Consider the following 22,197-nt stretch of genomic DNA (forward strand, 5'->3'; position numbering starts at 1 on the left):
GAGCCGTCCGAGTGCGGGCGCGCTCGGACGGCGGGCTCAGCGGTCGACGAGCCGGTCGTACTGCGTTGTGGTGTGCCGCAGCTGCGCCACCAGTTCGTCGCCCACCTTGGGCTCGGGCACTTCGCTCGGCAGGAAGAGGATCGACACCTGCATGTGCGGCGGCTCGGCGAACCACCGCTGCTTGCCCTCCCAGACGAAGGGCGACAGATTGCGGTTGACGGTCGCCAGTCCGGCCCGGGCGACCCCCTTGGCGCGCGGCATCATGCCGTGCAGCGCCTTCGGGGCCTCCAGCCCCACGCCGTGCGAGGTACCGCCCGCCACGACCACCAGGGAGCCGTCCGAGGCCGCCCGCTGCTGCCGGTAGCCGAAACGCTCGCCCTTGGCCACCGTGACCACGTCCAGGACGGAACCGCGGTACTCGGTCGCGTCCTCGTCACCCAGCCAGAGGCGGGTCCCGATCCGGGCCCGGAAGCGGGTCTGGGGGAACTGCTGCTGCAACCGGGCCAGTTCCGTGGCCCCGAGGTGGCTGACGAACATGGTGTGCAGCGGAAGCCGGGCGGCCCGCAGCCGGTCCATCCAGCCGATGACCTCCTCCACCGCGTCGGAGCCGTCCAGACGGTCCAGCGGCAGGTGGATGGCGAAGCCCTCCAGCCGGATGCCCTCGATCGCGGCGTGCAGCTTCGGCAGATCGGCTTCGGAGACGCCGTGGCGCTTCATGGTGCTCATGACCTCGATGACCACGCGCGCTCCGACCAGGCCGCGTACGCCCTCCACCGAGGAGACCGACCTGATCGCCCGGTCCGGGAGCGGCACCGGGTCCTCGCCCAACCGGAACGGGGTGAGGACGAGCAGGTCGCCGCTGAAGAAGTCCTTGATCCGGGCAGCTTCGTAGGTGGTGCCGACGGCGAGCATGTCGGAGCCGAACAGAGCGGTCTCCTCGGCCAGCCGCTCGTGCCCGAAGCCGTAGCCGTTGCCCTTGCAGACGGGCACTATCCCCGGGAACTGCTGGAGCACCGATTGCTGGTGCGCCCGCCAGCGCGCGGTGTCGACATAGAGGGTGAGCGCCATGGCAGGTCCGGAACCTCTCTCGTATCTGCGGTGTATGGGAGGTAGGAGGGGCGGGAAGCGGAACTGGAGGTGCGTCGTTGAAACGATTCGGTCACGTACGGAGGAACACGGCCCGCCATCTCGGGTGGGCGGTGGACGGGGGCCGGGCCTGTCGTGTTTCGGCGGGCTGCGGCGGTGCGGTGCGAACCGTCCCGTCCGGCCGACGCGGGGACCGGGAAGCGCGGTCAGCGCCGGGACATGTACATGTCGAGCGCCTTGTGCAGCAGTTTGTTGAGGGGGAAGTCCCACTCGCCGAGGTACTCGCAGGCCTGTCCGCCCGTGCCGACCTTGAACTGGATCAGCCCGAAGAGGTGGTCGTTCTCGTCGAGCGAGTCGCTGATGCCCCGGAGGTCGTACACGGTGGCCCCGAGAGCGTAGGCGTCGCGCAACATGCGCCACTGCATGGCGTTGGAGGGCCGTACCTCGCGCTTGTGGTTGGCGGAGGCCCCGTAGGAGTACCAGACGTGCCCGCCAACGATCAGCATCGTGGCGGCGGCCACGGCCTCACCGTCGTGCTTGGCGAAGTACAGGCGCATCCGGTTGGGATCCTCGGTGTTCAGGGCGGTCCACATGCGCTGGAAGTAGCTCAGCGGGCGCGGCCGGAAGCGGTCCCGCTCCGCGGTGATCTCGTAGAGCCGCTGCCACTCGGGGAGGTCCTCGTACCCCCCTTGGACCACCTCGACGCCGGCCTTGTCCGCCTTCTTGATGTTCCGACGCCACAGCTGGTTGAAGGCCTTGTGGACGTCCTCCAGCGAACGGTTCTCCAGCGGAACCTGGAAGACGTAGCGGGGCTGCACGTCGCCGAAGCCCGCGCCGCCGTCCTCGCCCTGCTGCCACCCCATCCGGCGCAGCCGGTCGGCGACCTCGAAGGCCCGAGGCTCGATGTGGGTGGCCTGGATCTCCCGCAACCGCTTCACCTGCGGGTTCTGGATACCGGCCTTGATCGCGGGCGCGTCCCAGCGGCGGATGACCACCGGCGGGCCCATCTTCACCGAGAAGGCGCCGGCGCTCCGGAGGTGCTCGAGCATCGGCCGCAGCCAATCCTCGAGGTTCGGCGCGTACCAGTCGATCACCGGGCCCTCGGGCAGGTAGGCCAGATAGCGCTTGATCTTCGGCAACTGGCGGTAGAGCACGAGCCCCGCGCCGACGATCTCACCGCTGTCGTCGTCGAACCACCCAAGGCTCTCCGAGCGCCATTCGGCTTTCACGTCCGCCCAGGCCGGCACCTGCATATGACTCGCCGAGGGCAGGCTCTGGAGGTACGTCAGATGCTGCTCACGGCTGATGGTCCTCAGGGACAGACTCATGGCGGGATGCTCCTCGGCACGCTCGGCTTCCGGGGAAGCCTACTGCGCGCCGAAGGCCCGCATCAGAACCCAGCGTCCGTAAGGGGCGCCCGGGGGATCCGACCCGTTCCCGGACCGGCATCCGAGAGCCCCTCCGGCGGGTCGGTTCCCGGTGTCTGGGGAAGCGCCGCGGGCCGGGGTCTACCCGAGCACCCCCCCGAAGAGTCCCCCGTGGGCCATCCCGAGATAGAAGCCGAGGCCGGCGGCGCCCAGCCCGATCACCAGCATGAAGCGCTCGACGGTGGTCGCCGAGATCATCTGTCCCCACGCCCCGGACAGGATGCCGACCAGCCCTGCCCAGCAGCTGATCAGGTGCAGGTGGGGGATCTGGGCCGTGGCGAAGGCGAGCGCGCCGAGCAGCAGCGTCGTCGCGGCGAGACTGTTCTCGACGGGATGGGCCGCGATCGCGGAGAGCGGTCCGCGATGCTGCCGCCGGTATACCGCATATGCCATGGGCCACCTCCTGGCCGAAGACGGCGGACTCGACCGTCACAGACATCCGATATGTCCAGACTGCGGGGAGTGTGGCCCGGATTTCAACCGCAAGACACGGTGCGGGTAAGGTGTGCTGTCTGCGATGGTGCCGACCACTGTGGCCGGCGGCCCCCGTGGGCTGTCAGTCTCGGCCGGTAGCGTCGCTCACGCATCACGACCCTCCTGCCACGGAAAGACCGTGGCCGCTGAGTCCAGAGGAGGTGGGTTCCGCATGCGTCACTACGAGGTGATGGTCATCCTCGACCCCGATCTCGAGGAGCGCTCTGTCTCCCCGCTGATCGAGAACTTCCTTTCCGTCGTCCGAGAGGGCAACGGAAAGGTGGAGAAGGTCGACACCTGGGGCCGTCGTCGTCTCTCGTACGAGATCAACAAGAAGCCCGAGGGCATCTACTCGGTCATCGACCTCCAGGCCGACCCCGCGGTCGTCAAGGAGCTCGACCGTCAGATGAACCTGAACGAGTCCGTCCTTCGGACCAAGGTCCTCCGTCCCGCGGCTCACTGAACCTCGCGGTTCGGTTCCGTCCCGGGATTCGAGTAGCAAGCAGCCCGTAGTACCCCGCCGAGAGGTTCCCCAATGGCAGGCGAGACCGTCATCACGGTCGTCGGCAATCTGGTCGATGACCCCGAGCTGCGCTTCACCCCGTCCGGTGCGGCGGTCGCGAAGTTCCGTGTCGCGTCCACTCCCCGCATCTTCGACCGCCAGACGAACGAGTGGAGGGACGGCGAGAGCCTCTTCCTCACCTGCTCGGTGTGGCGGCAGGCGGCGGAGAACGTCGCCGAGAGCCTGACTCGGGGCACCCGCGTCATCGTGCAGGGCCGCCTCAAGCAGCGGTCGTACGAGGACCGCGAGGGTGTCAAGCGGACGGTCTACGAGCTGGACGTCGAAGAGGTCGGAGCCAGCCTGCGCAACGCCACGGCCAAGGTCACCAAGACCACCGGCCGGGGCGGTCAGGGCGGTTTCGGTGGTGGCGGCCAGGGTGGCGGCGGCTGGGGCGGCGGCCCCGGCGGTGGCCAGCAGGGCGGCGGTGCGCCCGCCGACGACCCCTGGGCGACCAGCGCGCCGGCCGGCGGTGGCCAGCAGGGCGGTGGCGGTGGCGGTGGCTGGGGCGGTGGCTCCGGCGGCTACTCGGACGAGCCGCCCTTCTAGGCCGGGTGTCCGGCCAGCAAGGGCGACAGCACAAACTTCTTGATCATTACGGAGAGAGACAATGGCGAAGCCGCCTGCTCGCAAGCCCAAGAAGAAGGTTTGCGTGTTCTGCAAGGAGAAGATCTCCTACGTCGACTACAAGGACACGAACCTGCTGCGGAAGTTCATTTCCGACCGTGGCAAGATCCGTGCCCGCCGGGTCACCGGCAACTGCACCCAGCACCAGCGCGATGTCGCCACGGCCGTCAAGAACAGCCGGGAGATGGCGCTGCTGCCCTACACCTCGACTGCGCGATAAGGAAAGGGTGACCGGAACATGAAGATCATCCTTACCCATGAGGTCTCCGGCCTCGGCGCCGCGGGCGACGTCGTGGACGTCAAGGACGGCTACGCTCGTAACTACCTGGTCCCGCGCGGTTTCGCGATCCACTGGACCAAGGGTGGCGAGAAGGACGTCGAGCAGCTCCGCCGCGGCCGCAGGCTGCGGGAGATCGCCTCGATCGAACAGGCCAACGAGGTCAAGGCACAGCTTGAGGCGGTGCGGGTGCGACTGCTCACCCGCTCCGGAGAGTCCGGACGTCTGTTCGGTTCTGTGACCCAGGCTGACATCGCCTCGGCGATCAAGGAAGCCGGCGGTCCCGACGTGGACAAGCGTCGTATCGAGCTCGGCTCCCCCATCAAGACCCTGGGCGCGCACCAGGTCTCCGTGCGCCTCCACGCGGAGGTCGCTGCGAAGGTCGGCGTCGAGGTCGTCGCCGCCTGAGCAAGGGCAAGTCCTGGCTCTGGGCCGCATCCACCGTCCTGACGAGGGGTGGTGGATGCGGCCCACTGCCGTTGGTGCCCATCCGGCCGCCGGGTCGACGCGGGTGAGCCTGCCGAGGAGCCGGGCCGAAGGCGGGTGGAAGGATGCGCGAGGCAGCAGACGGGGATCGGCGGCTCAACCCCGCACGGCGCCGGTTACCATCCACCGACCGGAGCGGGTGCGTAGCCAGAGAGTCACCATCCGCGCACCCATCATCAGCACCATCGCGCCCCACAGGGCGGTGAGCCCGCCGCCCAGTGCGGGGACCGCCAGCGCGGCGGGTGCGAAGATCGCCAGCGTCGCGATCATGGCCCAGGCGAGGTAGGGACCGTCTCCGGCCCCCATCAGGACCCCGTCGAGGACGAAGACCACCCCGGAGATCGGCTGGGTGAAGGCCACCACCAGCAGCGCGGGCAGCAGCAGTTCGTGCACGGCCGTGTCGCTGGTGAAGGCCGGCAGGATCAGCGGACGCAGCAGGAGCACCAGTAGGCCGAGTACCGCGCCGGAGGCGATCCCCCACCGCACCATGCGGCGACAGGCCGCCTGGGCTCCCGCGACGTCATCGGCCCCCAGGTAGCGCCCGATGATGGCCTGACCTGCGATGGCGATGGCGTCCAGGGCGAAGCCGAGCAGCGTCCACAGCGTCAGGATGATCTGGTGGGCGGCGATGTCGGCGTCACCGAGCCGGGCGGCGACGCCCGTGGCGATCATCAGGATCGCGCGGAGGGAGAGGGTGCGGACCAGCAGAGGCGCCCCGGCTTGGGCGCAGGCCCGGATGCCCGCCGCGTCGGGCCGGAGCGAGGCGCCGTGGCGTCGGGCTCCCCGCACGACCACGAGCAGGTAGGCGGCGGCCATTCCGCACTGGGCGATGACCGTGCCCCACGCCGAGCCGGCCACGCCCAGCCCCGCGCCGTAGACGAGTGCGATGTTGAGCACCGCGTTGGCGGTGAAGCCGCACACCGCGACGTAGAGCGGGGTCCGGGTGTCCTGGAGGCCGCGGAGGACACCGGTCGCGGCGAGTACCACGAGCATGGCCGGGATGCCCAGCGAGCTGATCCGCAGGTAGGTGATCGCGTGTGGGGCGGCGGTCTCGGAGGCGCCGAAGAGGGCCACCAGGCCGGGCGCGGCGGGAAGGGTGACCACCACCACGGCGGCTCCGAGGAGGAGGGCGAGCCAGATGCCGTCCATCCCCTGCCGGATCGCCGTCGGCAGCTCACCGGCGCCGACCCGGCGGGCCACGGCGGAGGTGGTGGCATAGGCGAGGAACACGAAGACGTTGACGGCGGTGGTGAGCAGGGCTACGGCCACACCGAGCCCGGCGAGTTGCGGGGTGCCCAGGTGGCCGACGACCGCGCTGTCGACCATGAGGAAGAGCGGTTCCGCGACGAGCGCGCCGAAGGCCGGGAGGGCGAGCGAGAGGATCTCGCGGTCATGGCGGCTGACACGCTTCGTGCGCTCGGGGGCCTGGGTCATAGCAGTGAATCTAGTCTTCCACAGGTAAGAGATGCAAACCGCGAGTGATCCTTACGGGGTGATGGTTGGCCGGGGACTCGCCGAGGTGTTTTCGGGGATCTTCACCTGGTGGTGGAAGTTTTTCTTCTGCACAGCCGGTGGATGAAGAAATAGCAGGTCAGAGGGGTGGTCCCGGAGTGATCATCGGGTTGTCCACAGGGCTTTCCCCTGGGTCATGCACAGATTGGGCGGGCTTCTCCACAGGTTGTGGCCAGTCATCCACATGGCCTGTGGATAACCACCTTGGCTGATGCCGTCCACCGGCCTACGGTGGTCCGACGCCCGTCGCTCAGCCAGGCCCGTAGCCTGCCCAGGTTCCGCTCCGTGAGCACGGAGTCGGACGTCCGCTTTGTCAGCGCTGTGCCGTAGGAAAGCGCTGTGCCGTAGGAAAGCGCTGTGCCGTAGGAAGAAGTGCGCGGCAAGCGGGTGCGCCGGGCAGCAGAAAAGGTCCGCGAGGCGGACGGGAGGAGGTGCCGGGTGGCCCAGCCGGAGATGGAAGATCCCTGGACCGAGGCGCGTCCGAGCGACCGGCTGCCCGCCTCCCGTTCCGCGCGCTACGGCGACGGCGGCTCCAGGGGCGACCGGCGGGAGCACGGAGCGGACGACTCCTGGTCCGGAGGCTCAGCCGATGCCGGCGGAGGGGGCTCGGCCTTCGAGCGCCTGCCGCCGCAGGACCTCGACGCCGAGCAGTCGGTGCTCGGCGGCATGCTGCTGTCCAAGGACGCCATCGCCGACGTGGTGGAGGTACTCAAGGGGCAGGACTTCTACCGCCCCGCGCACGAGACCATCTACCAGGCCGTGCTCGACCTCTACGCCCGAGGCGAGCCCGCGGACCCCATCACCGTCTCCGCCGAGCTGACCAAACGCGGTGAGATCAACCGGGTCGGCGGGGCCTCGTACCTGCACACGCTGGTCCAGTCGGTGCCCACGGCGGCCAACGCCGAGTACTACGCGGAGATCGTCCACGAGCGTGCGGTGCTCCGGCGGCTGGTCGAAGCCGGCACCCGGATCACCCAGATGGGGTACGCGGCCGACGGTGACGTCGACGAGATCGTCAACAAGGCCCAGGCGGAGATCTACGCGGTCACCGAGCAGCGCACCAGCGAGGACTACCTCCCGCTCGGCGACATCATGGAGGGCGCGCTCGACGAGATCGAGGCGATCGGCTCCCGGAGCGGCCAGATGTCCGGGGTGCCCACCGGGTTCACCGATCTGGACGCGCTCACCAACGGGCTGCACCCCGGCCAGATGATCGTCATCGCCGCGCGCCCCGCGATGGGGAAGGCGCTCGCCCTCGACACCCCGCTGCCCACGCCGGACGGCTGGACCACCATGGGGGAGGTCCGGGAGGGCCAGAGCCTGCTGGCCCCCGACGGAACACCGACGCTGGTGGTGGCGGCCACCGACGTCCTGGTCGGGCGCCGGTGCTACGAGATCGTCTTCGACGACGGCAGCCGGGTCGTCGCCGACGCCGAACACCAGTGGCTCACCGAGGGCCGGGCCACCGGGCTGCCGTCGGCCGGGCACGGAGCGCAGGATCCCGTCGGTAGCGCGATCCGGACGACGGCTGAGATCGCCGCCTCCATGGAGGGTGCGGACTCGTCCGGTGGCCCGCTCCGTCACTCGGTGCGCAACACCGAGCCCCTCGCCCTGCCGGTACGGGAACTGCCCGTACCGCCGTACACGCTGGGCGCGTGGCTGGGAGGCGGAAGAACCGGAAGCGCCGAGATCGCCAGCGCGGAGCCCGAGATCCTCTCGCAGTTGGAGAAGGAGGAGGGCGCCGAGCCGGAGGCCGAACTGGCGGCGGCCCTGCACAGCGCGGAGGTGCTGGACCACAAGCACATCCCCCGGCCGTATCTCCGCGCTGCTCTCGAACAGCGCCGCGCTCTGCTCGCCGGGCTCCTCGACACCGCCGGATCGGTCGACCCCGACGGGGCGGTGCGGTTGGCGGTCACCGGGCGGCGACTGGCAGCGGACTGCTACGAACTGCTGGTGAGCCTGGGGCTCCGGGCGTCGACGGCGACCGGGCCCGAGCATGTCCTTACCTTCGCCACCGGCGCGGAGGTCTTCCGGCTGGAGCGGAAGCGACGGGCACACGAACGTGGGGGCGGTCCTGCCCCGGAAGCACGGCGGCGTGTCATCACGGCGGTCCGCGAGGTGGCGAGCGTGCCCGTCCGCTGTGTGCAGGTGGCCCACCCGGAGCACATGTACCTGGCGGGGCGCTCCATGGTGCCCACCCACAACTCCACGCTCGCGCTCGACTTCGCCCGTGCCTGCTCCATCAAGAGCAATATGCCGAGTGTGATCTTCTCGCTGGAGATGGGGCGCAACGAGATCGCGATGCGCCTGCTCTCCGCGGAGGCGCGGGTGGCGCTGCACCACATGCGCTCCGGCAGCATGACCGATGACGACTGGACCCGGCTGGCCCGCCGGATGCCTGACGTCTCGCAGGCGCCGCTCTACATCGACGACTCCCCGAACCTGTCGATGATGGAGATCCGGGCCAAGTGCCGGCGCCTCAAGCAGCGCAACGATCTCCAGCTGGTCGTCATCGACTACCTCCAGCTGATGCAGACCGGCGGTTCCCGACGGCCGGAGAGCCGCCAGCAGGAGGTCTCGGAGATGTCCCGGAACCTGAAGCTGCTGGCCAAGGAGCTTGAGGTGCCCGTGGTGGCCCTCTCCCAGCTGAACCGCGGTCCGGAGCAGCGGACGGACAAGAAGCCGATGGTCTCCGACCTGCGGGAGTCGGGATCGATCGAGCAGGACGCTGACATGGTCATCCTGCTGCACCGGGAGGACGCCTACGAGAAGGAGTCACCGCGGGCCGGCGAGGCCGACCTCATCGTCGCCAAGCACCGCAACGGCCCGACCGCCACGATCACGGTGGCTTTTCAGGGCCACTACTCCCGCTTCGTCGACATGGCCCAGAGCTGACCGAGGCTTGTGTGGGCTCGTTTTCGAGCGGATGAGCGGACTCCCAGCCCACCTCGCTCCCGCCCACCTCGCGATCACCCGCGCGATGGACCGCCCGCACGTGAACTACTTCGCCGCGTTCCTGACACCTGAAGTTGGAAACGGCCTGCACCGCGCTGGAGCCGACTACCTCGCACAGAACGGCATCGAAGTCCGCGAGCCCCACGCAACGGGACGCAAGGGCTACGTCGACGGCGCATGGCTCCGCGAGCAGTACTTGGTCCTCGGCCGGCCCCTGGCAGATCTCGGCCGCGAGAAGGGTCTCAGCCCTACGACCACGACCCGATGGGCCAAGCTGCACGGAATCCCCGCCAGGGTGAACGGGCCCACCCGCCCCGGACTCGCCCAGCTGGCAGCTCAGGACAGCAAGGCACCGGAGATCCTCCGCCCTGCCTTCACGGGGCCGGGTGCATGGGACCGCCTCCGCGAGTTCGCTGCCCTGTCGCGCTACGGCACACTCAAGGAAGCCGCTGAAGCACTCGGAACCCATCACACGGCCCTGATCACGAGAGTCGGAAGACTGCGTCGCGAGATCGGACACCCACTCCTCATCCGCGCGACTACGGCGTCACCAATGAAATCGACCCCGATCGGCGAAGCCGTAGTCGCAGCGATCCACGCGGCGGCGGAACCGGACCTGTCACGCCGGTCGTGTGACCAGTCCGTGTCCGGGGGCGCTGGCGTGGGCAGGGGCGAGGGGGTGAGAAGTCCCCTCAAGCTGGCCGCGTTCGTCCGCAGCACCGTGTCGATCCGCTGCACACGGGGCAGCGGATCGGGACCCGGCAGCCGTTCTGTCACCGGCTCAGCCCAATACGCGGCGATCAAGTGCGGCACGAACCCGGTTGAGTCCCTCCACTCTCCAGTGGCCCCGGTCGGGCGTTTGGTCGTCTCGGCGCCAGCGCCAGGCCGAGAACATCGCCCAGTGCAGGGCGCGGCACCGCTGAATCAGGTCGGCGAAGGGATCTCGGCGAGGAAGGCCCCGGTCAGCCGGGCGAGGAGCCGATCACGAACGGCAGCCGCTCGGCCAGCCCGCGCAGTTCGGCCCTCTCCGCCTCGGTGGGGGATCGTCGCCCGGTGCCGACCAGCAGTACGTCCTCGTCCGCGAATGCCTCCGGGAACGCGGCCCCGGCGAGCCGTTGTCCCGGAGTTCGGCGACCGCCGTGCGCAGGCCCTCCAAGAACTTGAGAAGAGATCCACCTCGGCAAGGTAGTGCGGGTCCGGGGAAGGCGGACAAGCGCGTTTCGACGGTCGGTCCGGGTGCCTGCCGACCGGTTCGGTTACTCGGAGAACGCACGGCCGCCTGCTGGCCCTGCCATAAGGGGTCACGCCGGCGCGCCGGGCGGTGCTCAGCGGCGGCTCGCGGCGGGTGCCCGGCTGGTCGCCCGCCACTCCGGGGCGAGCACCGACCAGACCTCCATGTCGTGGCGCCTCCCCCGGTGCGGGTAGCTCTCCCGCAGTACGCCGTCCCTCGTCATGCCCAGCCGCCGGGCCACCGCGATGCTGGCCTCGTTGGCCGCCGAGACGTGCCACTCCACTCGGTGGATACCGCGCTCCTCGACGGCCCAGTCGATGATGATCCGCACGGCCCTGGTCACGAGCCCCCTGCCCACCGCCGACGGCTCCAGCCAGCATCCCGCCTCGGCGGTGCCGTGCTCGACGTCCATCGTCCGGAAGAGGACACCGCCGACGAGTTCGCCGTCCGCCCAGATCCCGTAGATCCGCCCGGTGTCGGACATCGCCTTCTCCGCGTAACCGCGGAGGAACGACCGGCTCGACTCGAGGTCGTGGACGGCGTTCGGGAAGGCGACGTACCGCCCCATGAACTCGCGGCCCCGGTCCACATGGGCCAGCAGTTCCGCCGCTTGCCAGGGCTCGAGCGGGCGCAGCTGGGCGCCGTCGTCTCCCAGGGATATCGAGAACATCCTCACCGCCGTGGTCGGAGCCGTTTCGGGTGCGGGGATTGTTCCACGGGGCGGTGGCCGCTCACGGGAAGAGCCAGGCCATGGGGTACCGACGGCCCGGCCAGCGTCACGGTCGGGGTCGGAAGAGCCGCCAGAAGGCCAGGGCCGTCTCGTCGGCGCAGGCCGGGGGGTCGTCGGCGACCCAGTGGGCGATGACCCCGGTGAGTGCCCCCGCGAGGTAGGCGGCGTGTACCGCCGGAGGCACCTCGTCGAACCCGGGCGGACGCCTCCGGGCTCGCAGCGTGTCGGCGAGTTCGAGGGTGAGCCGCTCCCGCATCCGCGCGGCGAAGAGCGGGCTGCCCTGCGGACCGAGCATCCGCCGGTACAGGCCCGCGCTCTCGGCGACGTGTCGGAACAGCTTGCTCAGCGGCTGGGGCACCTCGTCCCGCGGGGCGTCAGCGGGGCACCTAGCCGCCGCCTGGGCCAGCTGCGCGACCGCCTCCTCCATCGCGTCGGTCACCAGCGCGTCGACGTCCGGAAAGTGCTGGTACACCGTGGCCCGGTTCACTCCGGCCAGTTTCGCGATCTCCGACATGGTGATCGTGGCGGGTTCCCTGACCGCGGCCAGTTCGAGGATTGCGGCCCGCAGCCTGCTCCGGCTGCGCTGGGCCCGAGGGTCGTCCGGATTCATACCGACACGCTAACCGGCATTTGTCGTTTTACTAACCGACGGATGTCGGTTAGTTTTCCTGGTATGAGAATCGAGATCTGGGCGGACGTGGTCTGCGCATGGGCGTACATCGGCAAGCGGCGTCTGGAGAGCGCCCTCGAAAGCCCGCGGCTGGCCGATTCCGAGGTCGAGGTGGTCTGGCGCCCGTTCCGGATCGACCCGACGACCCCCGTCGAGGCGACCCCCCTCGCCCAGGCGTGGCGGGACCCAGACTCGGCCCTGCGGGAGCGCGACCCTGACTCCTCGCCGGTGCGGAACCGGGCACTCGTCTCGGAGACCGCGGCCACGGAAGGGCTCGGTCCGGGATGGGGAGCGGTTTGGCGGGCCAACAGCCACGACGCCCATCGGCTTCTCCACCTGGCCTACGAGCACGGTGGCGCGGCGTTGCAGGGCGAGGTGGCTGAGGGGGTGATGAAGGCGCACTTCCAGGAGGGCACCGACATCAGCCTCCGACAGCAGCTCAAGCGGATCGCGGCCGATGCCGGCTTCGCGGAGGGCGCCGACCTGCTCGACACCGACGCGGGTGACCGCGAGGTGCGGGAGTTGCTGCTGATCGGCAAGGCCAGGGGCATCGCGACCTCGCCGACGATCGTCGTCGGCGATCAGGCGATCGGGGGCGCCCAGTCGCCGGCGGTGATCGAGGACTTCCTGGTCCGGGGCGGCAGGGAGCGTCAGTTGCCGGAGGAGGTACAGCGCCTGCGTTGGTCGGAGTCGCTGCTGGAGCAACGCGACCCCCTCGGAGCACTGGCTCTCCTGGGGCCGCTGCTCGACGAGCACGCCACCGACCCGAACGTCCGCCGACTCGCGGCCCGCGGCTACTTCCACTCGGCGCAGCTGTCCCGGGCTCGCCGGCTGCTGGAGCAGTTGGTCCAGGACGCACCGGACGACTCCTACACCAGGCTCATGCTCGGCCGAACCCTCCAGCGGATGGGGATGGCGGAGGAGGCCGCCCGGCATCTGAAGGTGGCCACGGCCATGACGCCGGAGTTCGCCTGAGGCCTTGAGCCGGCCTCGGCCTGAACGGCGTTGGCCCGAACACCGCTGGGCCGGGGACCCACAGGGCCCCCGGCCCGCTGGCCGAGGGCGTTCCCCCGCCACCGAAGTGCGGGCCGTGGCGGAGACCCGAACGGGCCCCGGCCAGCCAACCGCTGCCGATGGTGTCCGCGGGCAGCGGGCGAAACCCCTGTGCACCGCTGCCGCCCCGCCGGTAGAAGTGGTCGGCATGACAGCATCGTTCACTGAACCCGCGGCCCACGAGGAACTGCTGCCCGGCACGGCGCGGGCCCTGTACCACCGGACGGCCGTCGCCCAGGCCCAGGGCCGGACACCTTCCCTGGTCGCCGCGGTGGTCCGCGGGGACGAGGTGGTGTGGAGCGCCGCCCGTGGCGAGTCGCCGGCGGCGGGGCCGGCGGTCGACCTCCAGTACCGGGTCGGGTCGATCACCAAGACGTTCACCGCCGTCCTCGTCCTCCGGCTGCGGGACGACGGTCTGCTCGGCCTCGACGATCCGCTTGAGCGGCACCTCCCGGGCACCGGTGTCGGCGGGGTGACCATCGCCCAACTGCTCTCCCACAGCGCCGGACTGGCCGCCGAGTCACCCGCCCCCTGGTGGGAGCGGACCCCGGGTGAGCTGCGCCCGACCCTGCGGGAGGTCCTCGGCGAGCAGCCCCGCCTGCACCCGGCCGGGCGCCTGCACCACTACTCCAACCCCGGTTACACGCTGCTGGGTTCGCTGGTGGAACAGGTGCGGGGCAGGCCGTGGGCCGAGGTCCTGCGGGCGGAGGTGCTCGATCCGCTGGGGCTGACCCGTACCACCACCGACCCGGAGGAGCCGCACGCCACCGGCTGGGCGGTCCACCCGTGGGCGGACGTCCTGCTGCCGGAGCCCACCGAGGATCTGGGGCTGATGGCGCCGGCCGGCCAGCTCTGGTCGACCGCGGCCGACCTGGCCCGGTTCGCCGTCTTCCTTAAGGCGGGCGACGACCGGGTGCTCAGCGCCGAGTCGGTGGCGGAGTTGCGGGTACCGGCCGTGCCGCCGGGTGAGGGGGCGTGGGGGAGCGGTTACGGCCTCGGGCTGCAACTGCTGGAGCACGGCGGTCGCCGGCTGGTGGGGCACTCCGGTTCACTGCCGGGCTTCCTCGCCGCGATGTGGCTCAGTACGGAGGACGACCTGGCAGCGGTCGCCCTCGCCAACACCACCTCCGGGGTCGCGGTGGGCACGCTCGCCGCCGATCTGCTGAAGATCGTGGCCGATCGCGAGCCGCGCATCCCCGATCCCTGGCGCCCGCTGACAGAGGTCGAGCCGGCTCTGCTGGAACTGACCGGGACCTGGTACTGGGGCCCCACCCCGTACACCCTGCGGCTCCGCACCGACCGCGGCTTGGAGCTGCGGCCCTCGGGCGGTGCCGGCCGTGCCTCCCGGTTCCGCGCGGAGTCGGACGGCACCTGGACCGGGCTCGACGGCTACTACCTCGGCGAGACGCTGCGCCCGGTGCCCGGCACCGACGGCGCTGCGGTCGGCCACCTGGACCTCGGATCCTTCGTCTTCACCCGGCAGCCGTACGACCCTTCGGTGCCGGTGCCCGGCGGGGTGGACCCGGGCGGCTGGCGGCCGACGGACTGATCGGGGAAAGCGCGGACTGATCCGGGAAGGTCCTGGGGTCACAGCTGGCGCTTGAAACCGATGTGGGAGCCGGTGAAGCCGAGCCGCTCGTAGAAGCGGTGGGCGTCGGGACGCTGCTTGTCGGAGGTCAGCTGCACCAGTGCGCAGCCCTGGCGGCGGGACTCCTCGGCGGCCCACTCCAGCAGCCGGCCGCCGAGGCCGCTGCCGCGCTCGTCGGCGTGGACGCGGACCGCTTCGACGACGGAGCGGACCGCGCCGCGCCGGGAGAGGCCGGGGATGACGGTGAGTTGCAGGGTGCCGACCGTCCGGCCGTCCCGGACGGCCACCACCAGGTGCTGGTTGGGATCGGCGGCGAGACGGTCGAACGCCGCTCGATAGGGCGCCAGGTCATCGGGCGTCTCACGCTCCGCACCCAGCGGATCGTCGGCGAGCATCGCGACGATCGCGGGGATGTCCTCCTCGGTGGCGGGACGGATTTCGAGGTCGCTCATCCGAGACTCCTGGTGGCTGTGACGTTCCCGGAGGACTGATCGTTCCGCAGGATACGTCCGGACCGGAGCCGTCCGGCGGGCCGGCCCGTACGCTTCCCGTATGGTGCCCAGACTCCACCTCTTCGACCTCGACGGAACGCTGATATACGGCTCGGCGGCTCCGGTGGAGATCTCCCGGCAGCTCGGTCTGGTCGAGGAGATCACGGAGTTGGAGCGGGCGTTCGCCGCCCGGAAGATGGATCCCTCCGATTTCGCCCTCCGGGTGCGGGAGCTGTGGGTCGACCTGACCGAGAGCCATGTGGCGGCGGCGTTCGACGGCGCACCCTGGGTGGCGGGGATCCGCGAGGTGTGGAGCGAGATACGGGCGAGCGGCGACTACTGCGCGGTGGTGTCGCTGTCCCCGGGTTTCTTCGTGGAGCGGCTGCTGGGCTGGGGCGCGCACGCGGCCCACGGCTCACGCTGGCCCTCGCCGCCCTTCCGTGAGCCGGTGGATCCGGCGGGCATCCTCTCCGCAGCGGCCAAGGTGCGCATCGCCGACGAACTCTGCAGTCGATTCGGGGTGAGCCGCGCGGACTGCGTGGCGTATGGCGATTCCCTCTCGGATGCCGAACTCTTCTCGGTACTCCCGGTTTCGGTCGCGGTGAACGCCGATCACCACGTGCGGGATCTGGCCTCGCACGCCTACACCGGCCGTGATCTTCGCGAGGCTTATGAACTCGTATGTGCGCCCCGGTAACAGATGGCGACTGAAACTTTATCCGGCTCTTTGTACTCTGCTTCGATCCGCCGACTTGCTTGTCTCCCGGGCCTTTTCGGTGGTGTGCGCCGGATCGCCCATTCGCGGATTCCGAAGATGGGTCTTGTGTATTCCTCCGGGGCCGGTAGGGTCGACTCCGGATCCGCTGCGGCGGACCTTCTCCGGCCGTGAACGGCGGCTCGGAGGCACGGGGATGGGGCGGGTCGGCAGCAAGTCGGCGAATGCCGCCGGGATTTCACGTCGTCCAGCCGGGCTGGTCCGTATCGGCCCCTGGTCGGTCCGGAAAACCTGGGTTCGCAGCAGCGCCGGGTAATGCCGAGCCGCTCTCCGGCCGCCTCAGTCGTTTTCCGGAGGCCGGCCCTACCCCGGTGGTGCACGGATCCGTGCGAGAAATGAAGACCCCATGACCGAGACGTGAATCGCGGTGACTCGCGGTCATTGGCCTATGGGATGGATCGGCGCATTCGAGGGGAGGCGGACATGGACGCTCCGGTTACCGCGTCGGCCGAAAACCCCGGTTCCGATGGTGACGGTGGGGAATGGGGCTGGTTCGCTCCGCAGCCGGCGCACCGGGACTCCGACCACCGCGCGGACCACCGGTACACGGCAGTGGAGTCCAACCCCCCGTACCCGGACGGGTCGCGGGGCCCACGCCCCCACCCGGTCGACGCCGGGACGGATGTGCCCGGCGAGCGGAGCCCCTCACCGGACGCGGTGCTCGTCCGGCGCACCCTTGAGGAGATCCGGCCGGTGGCCGACCGGGCCACCGCGTACTTCTACGCCCTGCTCTTCTCCTACCACCCCGATCTCCGGATGCTCTTCCCCCCGGCCATGGACACCCAGCGGGACCGGCTCTTCAAGGCGCTGCTCACCACGGCCCGGCACGCGGACGACCCGGTGGCGCTGGACGACTACCTCGCCCGGCTGGGCAAGGGCCACCGGAAGTACGGCACCCGGCCGGAGCACTACCCGCTGCTCGGCGAATGCCTGATCGGCGCCTTGGCGCAGTTCGCGACCGAGACCTGGAGCGGCGAGGCCGAGGCGGCCTGGGTGCGGACCTACACCCGGATGTCGCAGACCATGATCGACGCGGCGGCCGAGGACGAACCGCACGCTCCCGCGTGGTGGCACGCGGAGGTCGTCTCCCACGAGGCGCGCACCTCGGACATCGCGGTGATCACCCTCCGTCCCGACCAGCCGTACCCGTTCCGGGCGGGCCAGTACGCCGCGGTGGAGACCCCGTGGTGGCCGCGGGTCTGGCGGCACTACTCCTTCGCCTCCGCGCCGCGCTCGGACGGCCTGCTGACCTTCCACGTCAGGGCGGTGCCGGCCGGATGGGTCTCCAACGCGCTGGTGCACCGGGCCGCTCCGGGGGACGTCGTCCGCCTCGGCCCGGCGGTGGGGGGCATGGTGGTGGACCACAGCACGGACAACGGCCTGTTGTGTGTGGGCGGGGGCACCGGGATCGCCCCCCTCAAGGCGCTCGTCGAGGATATCGCCGGGTACGGCCGCCCACGTCGGGTCGACGTCTTCTACGGCGCGCGGTGGGAGCGTGACCTCTACGACATCGACGCCCTGCTGTGGCTCCAGCACGCCCACTCCTCCTGGCTGGCGGTCCGCCCGGTGGTCTCGGACGCGCCGGTGGACGTGGGCCGCGGCCCACTGCCCGACGCCGTCCGCCAGTACGGCCCCTGGGCCGACTTCGACGCCTATCTCGCCGGCCCGGCCGGGATGATCCGCAACTGCGTCGAATCGCTGGTGGCCGACACGGCGCCGCCGTACCGGATCTTCCACGACTCGCTGGAGGAACTGGCCTGGCCGTGGGCGTGAGGCACCGGCGGCCGCCCCAGGTGTTGCGGAGCCCGGAGGGAACCCGTGGTGCCGGGGCTCAGCGGAAGTCGGGCGCGTGCAACGCCCGGACGCCCTCGATGTTCGCGTCGAGATAGTGCCGCAGGGAGAGCGGCACCAGCTCCACGGCGGCGATACCGCGGCGGGTGAAGGGCACCCGCACGATCTCGTACCGGCCGCACGGCTCCTCCAGCTCCGGGCCGTGGCGCCGTGCCGGGTCCATCGATCTCAGCCGGCAGAGGAAGAAGTGCTGCACCTTGACGCCGCTGGCCTCCCCCTCGGTGTGCTCGACGGTGTCGACGAACACCGGGACGAGGTCCGTGACCTCGGCGCCCAGCTCCTCCCCCACCTCCCGGTGCAGCGCGTCGACGACGGTGGCGTCGGTCGGTTCGACCCCACCGCCCGGGGTGATCCAGTACGGCGGACGGCCCGGCTTGGTCCGTTTGATCAGGATCAGCTCGGCGCCGTACAGCAGTACGGCCCGTGCGGTGCGCTTGACCACCAACCGTTGGGTCATGACTGAGGTCTGGCCGTTGCCGCGGTGGCTGAAACGCCCGTCGGGCGGGCGGCGGGGTTCGGGGAGGTGATGGGGCCTCTCGGAACGGTCAGTCGTGGTCCGGCAGGACCATGTTCAGGGCCCAGGAGACGAGGGAGACGACCAGGCCGCCGAGGACCGCCGTCCAGAAGCCGCTCACGTGGAACGACAGGCCCATGTTGCCGGCCAGCCAGGAGGTGAGCATCAGCATGAGGGCGTTCACGACCAGCGTGAACAGCCCGAGGGTGAGGATGAACAGCGGCAGTGAGAGCAACTTCACCACGGGCTTGACGAAGAAGTTCACCAGGCCGAAGACCAGGGCGACGAGTATCAGGGTGAGCGCTTTGCGGCCGGCGTTCCCGCCGCTGAGGGTGATGCCCTCGAGCAGCCAGATGGCGACTGCCAGCGCCCCCGCGTTGACGAGCGTCTTGACCAGAAAATTCTGCATGATCTGATCGTCGCAGAACGAGGCCCGATGGAGTGAGGGGTGGGGACCGATGAAGGCGTTCCGACTGGATGACCTGGAAGCGGAACGGCTCGCGAACGATGGCGCTTACCTGCAGTTCCTCCGCGAACGCAACATGTCAGTGGGCTTGTACGCGTTGGACGCGGGCAGCGCCGATCCGCAGCAGCCGCACCGCCAGGACGAGGTCTACTTCGTGGTGAGCGGCCGGGCTTCGGTCACGGTGGGGACGGAGACCACGACGGTCGCCCGGGGCAGCGTCGTCTACGTGCCGGCCGGTACGCCGCACAGGTTCCACCACATCAGCGAGGACCTCCGGGTGCTGGTGGTGTTCTCTCCTCCCGAGGGCTGATGCGGGGGCCCGCGCCGTGGTGAGAGGCTCGACGGGCGCGGCGGCGGACCGGCTCCACCGCCCAGGCCCCCTAAGGGGACGCTCAGGGGAGGACCGGGGACCGCGGACCCTCCGCCGGGTGGGTCGCCGCGCTTAGCATCGAAGACAGCGGGACCGGAGAGCCCGGTCGGTACGAACGAGCGGAAGCAGAGGACGGCTATGGCAGTCAAGGAGATCTTCGCGGGCCTGCCGTGGTGGGTGAAGTGGGTCGCCGTGCCGGTCATCGCGCTGGTGGTGTTCGGCGGTCTGATCGTGAACCTGGTGGGCTTCCTCATCGGCCTGCTCTTCAAGGTGCTGGTCTTCGCCGCGCTGGTGGCCGGACTGATCTTCGTCGTGCGGAAGTTCATGTCCTCCTCGAACTCGCGCAGCGACTGGTGACCGGCTGACGGAGAGGCCATGAGCCCAGCCCGCAGCCGGGGCCCGTGCGGCGCGACACACCCGGCCGTCGGCGAACGGGTGGTTTTCCCGGCGCCGGTGCATACCCGGCCGCAACCGTGTGGCACCGACCCCGGACGGAGGGCCGGGGGTCGCGGCGCGCTCGGCCGCGAACTCCTCCCCAGACATCCCTCCCCTACCATCCGTACCAGGCGGAACCGCAGGTCACCCTGGGGAACCCGAGTGGCGGACGTCCGCCCTCGGAAGCCGCGCCCGTTCCGCCGGCCGGCGCACACCCGCAGCCGGGGACGGTGCGCGCCTGCCCTGTCCCGTCGCCCCTTCCAGGCCGGATCGGCCCACTGACCCGCTGACCGGTGCGCCGGAGGTCGGTCACACTGGGTGTCGGAGACGCTACGCTTTGGCCTGTCCGGCCGATCTTTCGCAGGCCGATCCCACGGAGGTCGTCCGGACGGCCGGGCGGGGGCCCGGTAGCCCCCCGCCTCACCTATCAGAATCTGAAGAACTCACCTTTTTCGCTCTGGTAGCGCGTGAAGCACGATTGCGTAAATAGGGGCAAGTAGGTTTATTCCAGGCCACTTCGAGCGACACGGGGCAGTGGACCAATGCGCGACACGATTCATGCAGAACTGATGATGAGCTTCCTCGTCTCCGAGGAGCTCTCCTTTCGGATTCCGGTGGAGCTGGAGTACGACCCGCTGGATCCCTATGCCGTCCGGCTCACCTTCCATCTCCCCGGGGACACACCGGTGACCTGGTCCTTCGCCCGGGATCTGCTGCTCGACGGCTTGTGCGCACCCACCGGCGACGGCGATGTGCGGGTCAGTCCGGCCTCCCCCGGGATGCTGTCCGACGTGTTCATCCGCCTCCAGGTCGGCGAGGAGCGTGCCACCTTCCGAGCCAGCGCGGCCCCGCTGGTCGCCTTCCTCGACCGCACCGACCGGCTCGTTCCGCTGGGCCAGGAACTCTCCTTCGCGGACTTCGACGGACGGTTGGCCGAAGCCCTGGACCGCATCCTCACCAAGGGACCGAACGCGGGCTGAGCGGACGCGCGCCGGTACCGGCGCGGTACCCGGCCTGCCCGGGGTTCCCGCTCAGGCCCTGCGGCGGCGCCTACGGCGCCCCCGGCCGCCCGGCGCCGGGGCGGTGTCCGGTGCGGTCGCGGGCCGGTCCGCGGAGACCACCAGCGCCGCCAGCGCGGTGGTGACCGGTACGGAGGCGATCAGCCCGATGCTTCCCACCAGGGTCCGGACGATCTCCTCGGCGACGATCTCGCTGTTGGCCACGGTGCCGACCCCGCTCTGGGCCACCGAGAAGAGCAGCAGCAGCGGCAGCGCGGCCCCCGCGTAGGCGAGCACCAGCGTGTTGACGACGGAGGCGATGTGGTCGCGGCCGATCCTTATGGCCGCCCGGTAGAGCCCGCGCACGGTCAGCGCGGGATTGGCCTGTTTCAGCTCCCAGACCGCGGAGGTCTGGGTGACCGTCACGTCGTCGAGTACGCCGAGCGAGCCGATGATCACGCCGGCCAGCAGCAGACCGCTCATGTCCCTGCTCGGATACAGACCGTGGATCAGCGCGGTCTCGTCCGAGGTGTTGCCCGTCAGTTGGGCCCAGCCGATGAAGAGCGAGCCGAGTACCCCGATCAAGAGCAGTGAGATGAGCGTGCCGAGCACCGCCACCGAGGTGCGCGCCGTCACCCCGTGGCAGGTGTAGAGGGCGATCAGCATGATGGCGCCGCTGCCGACCACCGCCACGACCAGGGGGTTCGAACCGCTGAGAATGGCCGGCAGGATGAACAGCGTCAGCACGGCGAAGCTCACCACCAGGGCCACCAGCGCGAACAGCCCGCGCAGCCGGCCCACGGCGACGACCGCGACGGCGAAGACCGCGGCGAGCAGGACCATCGGGAACCCGCGGGCCACATCGGTGACCGAGTACTGCAGATCGCGTGGAGCGTCGGGGGCGTAGGCCACCACGACCTCCTGCCCCGCGGTCAGCTTGCGGGAGGCGTCGGGCTGGATGAGTTCGGTGAAGGTGCGGCCCTGGTTCTCGCCGGTGATGACCTCGATGGTGGCCTTCTCGCAACTGCCGCTCTTCCCGGCCGCCCCGGCGCCGGTCCCGCTGGCGTCCCCGTGGGGCTCGGAGGTGGGCGGCGACTCCTGACCGCCCACCTCCGAGCAGGCGGCGTCCACCACTTCGACCACCCTGGCCCGCTCGGTCTGACGGTCCAGTCCGATACCCGAACGCTGGTGGTCGGGGGTGCCGGCGGGCCAGAGCAGCAGCAGACCGGCGCCCACGGCCACGGCGAAGGGGATCAGCACCGCCGCGATGACCTTGCGGAGATGGCGGGAGACGGGGGCGGCCGGGCCGTGGCCATGTCCATGTCCATGCCCGTGCCCGTGTCCGGGGTCGGTCACCGTCTCCCGTGTCCGCCCCCTCTGGTCGGCGGCCCCGGCCTCCGCCGGGGCGTGGCCGGTGCTGTCGGTCCCGGCCCCGGTCACCGAGGAGGCGGTCGGGGCGAGGTGCGGATGCGGGTCAGGATCAGAGGTCACGGACCGATCATCGCAAGAAACGGGGGCGCACTGGTTCAAGGCGCCCTGGTCCGTCAGCGGCCCGCTTCGGGAGCGGCCGGCCCAGAGCCATCCCGGCTCGGGGGTGCGCCGGTTGCGAGGCGCCCTGGTCA

22 protein-coding genes and 1 pseudogene are annotated in these 22,197 nt (G+C 70.4%); 13 read left to right on the forward strand and 10 right to left on the reverse strand.

From position 1 onward, the window contains the following. Positions 1-36: 36 nt before the first annotated feature. From BGP73_RS09330 to BGP73_RS09340, 3 genes are all read right to left on the reverse strand, one after another. The gene (locus BGP73_RS09330) at positions 37-1,068 is read right to left on the reverse strand and encodes an alanine racemase (protein ID WP_069813635.1); all 1,032 of its coding nucleotides are present in this window, start codon (positions 1,066-1,068) and stop codon (positions 37-39) included. Between the two features lie 224 nt (positions 1,069-1,292). Beyond that, complete coding sequence (locus BGP73_RS09335; protein ID WP_069813637.1) at positions 1,293-2,414, reverse strand: lipid II:glycine glycyltransferase FemX; 1,122 nt, start codon at positions 2,412-2,414, stop codon at positions 1,293-1,295. A gap of 180 nt (positions 2,415-2,594) precedes the next feature. Then, complete coding sequence (locus BGP73_RS09340) at positions 2,595-2,906, reverse strand: hypothetical protein (RefSeq protein WP_069813639.1); 312 nt, start codon at positions 2,904-2,906, stop codon at positions 2,595-2,597. A gap of 253 nt (positions 2,907-3,159) precedes the next feature. Here BGP73_RS09340 and rpsF point away from each other — a divergent pair, with 253 nt between their 5' ends. The 4 genes from rpsF (at position 3,160) to rplI (ending at position 4,858) form a co-directional block, all read left to right on the forward strand. Further along, on the forward strand, positions 3,160-3,450 hold the full coding sequence (gene rpsF / locus BGP73_RS09345; RefSeq protein WP_069813641.1) for a 30S ribosomal protein S6: 291 nt from the start codon (positions 3,160-3,162) through the stop codon (positions 3,448-3,450). 72 nt (positions 3,451-3,522) lie between these two features. Further along, positions 3,523-4,095: a single-stranded DNA-binding protein gene (locus tag BGP73_RS09350; RefSeq protein WP_069813643.1), complete on the forward strand. Its 573-nt coding sequence runs from the start codon at positions 3,523-3,525 to the stop codon at positions 4,093-4,095. A 61-nt stretch (positions 4,096-4,156) separates the two neighbouring features. Next, positions 4,157-4,393, forward strand: coding sequence for a 30S ribosomal protein S18 (gene rpsR / locus BGP73_RS09355; RefSeq protein ID WP_003978893.1), 237 nt, complete (start codon positions 4,157-4,159; stop codon positions 4,391-4,393). Positions 4,394-4,411: 18 nt separating this feature from the next. Continuing rightward, positions 4,412-4,858, forward strand: coding sequence for a 50S ribosomal protein L9 (gene rplI, locus BGP73_RS09360; protein ID WP_069813645.1), 447 nt, complete (start codon positions 4,412-4,414; stop codon positions 4,856-4,858). 174 nt (positions 4,859-5,032) lie between these two features. Here rplI and BGP73_RS09365 read toward each other — a convergent pair whose 3' ends face one another. Next, complete coding sequence (locus BGP73_RS09365) at positions 5,033-6,370, reverse strand: MATE family efflux transporter (RefSeq protein ID WP_069813646.1); 1,338 nt, start codon at positions 6,368-6,370, stop codon at positions 5,033-5,035. A 744-nt stretch (positions 6,371-7,114) separates the two neighbouring features. Here BGP73_RS09365 and dnaB point away from each other — a divergent pair. Beyond that, a complete protein-coding gene (gene dnaB, locus BGP73_RS09370; RefSeq protein ID WP_374701137.1) occupies positions 7,115-9,343 on the forward strand; it encodes a replicative DNA helicase in 2,229 nt (742 codons plus the stop codon). Positions 9,344-9,428: 85 nt separating this feature from the next. Continuing rightward, a pseudogene (locus tag BGP73_RS23905) lies at positions 9,429-9,968 on the forward strand (helix-turn-helix domain-containing protein); the annotation flags it as partial. Between the two features lie 760 nt (positions 9,969-10,728). Here the strand turns inward: BGP73_RS23905 and BGP73_RS09375 are convergent. Together BGP73_RS09375 and BGP73_RS09380 are read right to left on the reverse strand one after the other, a co-directional pair. Continuing rightward, positions 10,729-11,304, reverse strand: coding sequence for a GNAT family N-acetyltransferase (locus tag BGP73_RS09375; protein ID WP_069813649.1), 576 nt, complete (start codon positions 11,302-11,304; stop codon positions 10,729-10,731). A 106-nt stretch (positions 11,305-11,410) separates the two neighbouring features. Continuing rightward, positions 11,411-11,974, reverse strand: a complete 564-nt coding sequence (locus BGP73_RS09380) for a TetR/AcrR family transcriptional regulator (protein WP_069813651.1) — start codon at positions 11,972-11,974, stop codon at positions 11,411-11,413. 63 nt (positions 11,975-12,037) lie between these two features. Here BGP73_RS09380 and BGP73_RS09385 point away from each other — a divergent pair, with 63 nt between their 5' ends. Both BGP73_RS09385 and BGP73_RS09390 read left to right on the forward strand, forming a co-directional pair. Continuing rightward, positions 12,038-13,009: a DsbA family oxidoreductase gene (locus tag BGP73_RS09385; RefSeq protein WP_069813653.1), complete on the forward strand. Its 972-nt coding sequence runs from the start codon at positions 12,038-12,040 to the stop codon at positions 13,007-13,009. Between the two features lie 226 nt (positions 13,010-13,235). Next, on the forward strand, positions 13,236-14,636 hold the full coding sequence (locus BGP73_RS09390) for a serine hydrolase domain-containing protein (RefSeq protein ID WP_069813654.1): 1,401 nt from the start codon (positions 13,236-13,238) through the stop codon (positions 14,634-14,636). Positions 14,637-14,674: 38 nt separating this feature from the next. Here the strand turns inward: BGP73_RS09390 and BGP73_RS09395 are convergent, their stop codons facing one another. Further along, positions 14,675-15,127: a GNAT family N-acetyltransferase gene (locus BGP73_RS09395; RefSeq protein WP_069813656.1), complete on the reverse strand. Its 453-nt coding sequence runs from the start codon at positions 15,125-15,127 to the stop codon at positions 14,675-14,677. Positions 15,128-15,230: 103 nt separating this feature from the next. Between BGP73_RS09395 and BGP73_RS09400 the strand changes: the two genes are divergently transcribed. After that, positions 15,231-15,863, forward strand: a complete 633-nt coding sequence (locus BGP73_RS09400) for an HAD family hydrolase (protein WP_069813989.1) — start codon at positions 15,231-15,233, stop codon at positions 15,861-15,863. Between the two features lie 501 nt (positions 15,864-16,364). Next, entirely contained in the window at positions 16,365-17,714 is a 1,350-nt protein-coding gene (locus BGP73_RS09405) for a globin domain-containing protein (RefSeq protein WP_079127374.1), read from the forward strand. Positions 17,715-17,772: 58 nt separating this feature from the next. Here the strand turns inward: BGP73_RS09405 and BGP73_RS09410 are convergent, their stop codons facing one another. Both BGP73_RS09410 and BGP73_RS09415 read right to left on the reverse strand, forming a co-directional pair. Then, positions 17,773-18,249: an NUDIX domain-containing protein gene (locus BGP73_RS09410; protein WP_069813658.1), complete on the reverse strand. Its 477-nt coding sequence runs from the start codon at positions 18,247-18,249 to the stop codon at positions 17,773-17,775. An 88-nt stretch (positions 18,250-18,337) separates the two neighbouring features. Then, the gene (locus tag BGP73_RS09415; protein WP_069813660.1) at positions 18,338-18,715 is read right to left on the reverse strand and encodes a phage holin family protein; all 378 of its coding nucleotides are present in this window, start codon (positions 18,713-18,715) and stop codon (positions 18,338-18,340) included. 49 nt (positions 18,716-18,764) lie between these two features. Between BGP73_RS09415 and BGP73_RS09420 the strand changes: the two genes are divergently transcribed. The 3 genes from BGP73_RS09420 to BGP73_RS09430 all read left to right on the forward strand — a co-directional run bounded on the left by BGP73_RS09420 (position 18,765) and on the right by BGP73_RS09430 (position 20,557). Further along, positions 18,765-19,082, forward strand: a complete 318-nt coding sequence (locus BGP73_RS09420; protein WP_069813662.1) for a cupin domain-containing protein — start codon at positions 18,765-18,767, stop codon at positions 19,080-19,082. Between the two features lie 198 nt (positions 19,083-19,280). Then, positions 19,281-19,499, forward strand: a complete 219-nt coding sequence (locus tag BGP73_RS09425) for a DUF5326 family protein (protein WP_069813664.1) — start codon at positions 19,281-19,283, stop codon at positions 19,497-19,499. 620 nt (positions 19,500-20,119) lie between these two features. Further along, entirely contained in the window at positions 20,120-20,557 is a 438-nt protein-coding gene (locus tag BGP73_RS09430; protein ID WP_069813666.1) for an SsgA family sporulation/cell division regulator, read from the forward strand. A 51-nt stretch (positions 20,558-20,608) separates the two neighbouring features. On the opposite strand, the gene BGP73_RS09435 is transcribed toward BGP73_RS09430, so the two are convergent. After that, a complete protein-coding gene (locus tag BGP73_RS09435; protein ID WP_244501143.1) occupies positions 20,609-22,066 on the reverse strand; it encodes a YibE/F family protein in 1,458 nt (485 codons plus the stop codon). Positions 22,067-22,197: the final 131 nt, after the last annotated feature.

The organism is Streptomyces sp. TP-A0874 (assembly GCF_001748085.1).
GTDB lineage: Bacteria > Actinomycetota > Actinomycetes > Streptomycetales > Streptomycetaceae > Streptomyces.

Bases quoted from the DNA above. Each gene is read 5' to 3' on its own strand.
- BGP73_RS09330 (WP_069813635.1), bottom strand. From the start codon at position 1,068: ATGGCGCTCACCCTCTATGTCGACACCGCGCGCTGGCGGGCGCACCAG.
- BGP73_RS09335 (WP_069813637.1), bottom strand. From the start codon at position 2,414: ATGAGTCTGTCCCTGAGGACCATCAGCCGTGAGCAGCATCTGACGTAC.
- BGP73_RS09340 (WP_069813639.1), bottom strand. From the start codon at position 2,906: ATGGCATATGCGGTATACCGGCGGCAGCATCGCGGACCGCTCTCCGCG.
- rpsF (WP_069813641.1), top strand. From the start codon at position 3,160: ATGCGTCACTACGAGGTGATGGTCATCCTCGACCCCGATCTCGAGGAG.
- BGP73_RS09350 (WP_069813643.1), top strand. From the start codon at position 3,523: ATGGCAGGCGAGACCGTCATCACGGTCGTCGGCAATCTGGTCGATGAC.
- rpsR (WP_003978893.1), top strand. From the start codon at position 4,157: ATGGCGAAGCCGCCTGCTCGCAAGCCCAAGAAGAAGGTTTGCGTGTTC.
- rplI (WP_069813645.1), top strand. From the start codon at position 4,412: ATGAAGATCATCCTTACCCATGAGGTCTCCGGCCTCGGCGCCGCGGGC.
- BGP73_RS09365 (WP_069813646.1), bottom strand. From the start codon at position 6,370: ATGACCCAGGCCCCCGAGCGCACGAAGCGTGTCAGCCGCCATGACCGC.
- dnaB (WP_374701137.1), top strand. From the start codon at position 7,115: ATGCTGCTGTCCAAGGACGCCATCGCCGACGTGGTGGAGGTACTCAAG.
- BGP73_RS09375 (WP_069813649.1), bottom strand. From the start codon at position 11,304: ATGTTCTCGATATCCCTGGGAGACGACGGCGCCCAGCTGCGCCCGCTC.
- BGP73_RS09380 (WP_069813651.1), bottom strand. From the start codon at position 11,974: ATGAATCCGGACGACCCTCGGGCCCAGCGCAGCCGGAGCAGGCTGCGG.
- BGP73_RS09385 (WP_069813653.1), top strand. From the start codon at position 12,038: ATGAGAATCGAGATCTGGGCGGACGTGGTCTGCGCATGGGCGTACATC.
- BGP73_RS09390 (WP_069813654.1), top strand. From the start codon at position 13,236: ATGACAGCATCGTTCACTGAACCCGCGGCCCACGAGGAACTGCTGCCC.
- BGP73_RS09395 (WP_069813656.1), bottom strand. From the start codon at position 15,127: ATGAGCGACCTCGAAATCCGTCCCGCCACCGAGGAGGACATCCCCGCG.
- BGP73_RS09405 (WP_079127374.1), top strand. From the start codon at position 16,365: ATGGACGCTCCGGTTACCGCGTCGGCCGAAAACCCCGGTTCCGATGGT.
- BGP73_RS09410 (WP_069813658.1), bottom strand. From the start codon at position 18,249: ATGACCCAACGGTTGGTGGTCAAGCGCACCGCACGGGCCGTACTGCTG.
- BGP73_RS09415 (WP_069813660.1), bottom strand. From the start codon at position 18,715: ATGCAGAATTTTCTGGTCAAGACGCTCGTCAACGCGGGGGCGCTGGCA.
- BGP73_RS09420 (WP_069813662.1), top strand. From the start codon at position 18,765: ATGAAGGCGTTCCGACTGGATGACCTGGAAGCGGAACGGCTCGCGAAC.
- BGP73_RS09425 (WP_069813664.1), top strand. From the start codon at position 19,281: ATGGCAGTCAAGGAGATCTTCGCGGGCCTGCCGTGGTGGGTGAAGTGG.
- BGP73_RS09430 (WP_069813666.1), top strand. From the start codon at position 20,120: ATGCGCGACACGATTCATGCAGAACTGATGATGAGCTTCCTCGTCTCC.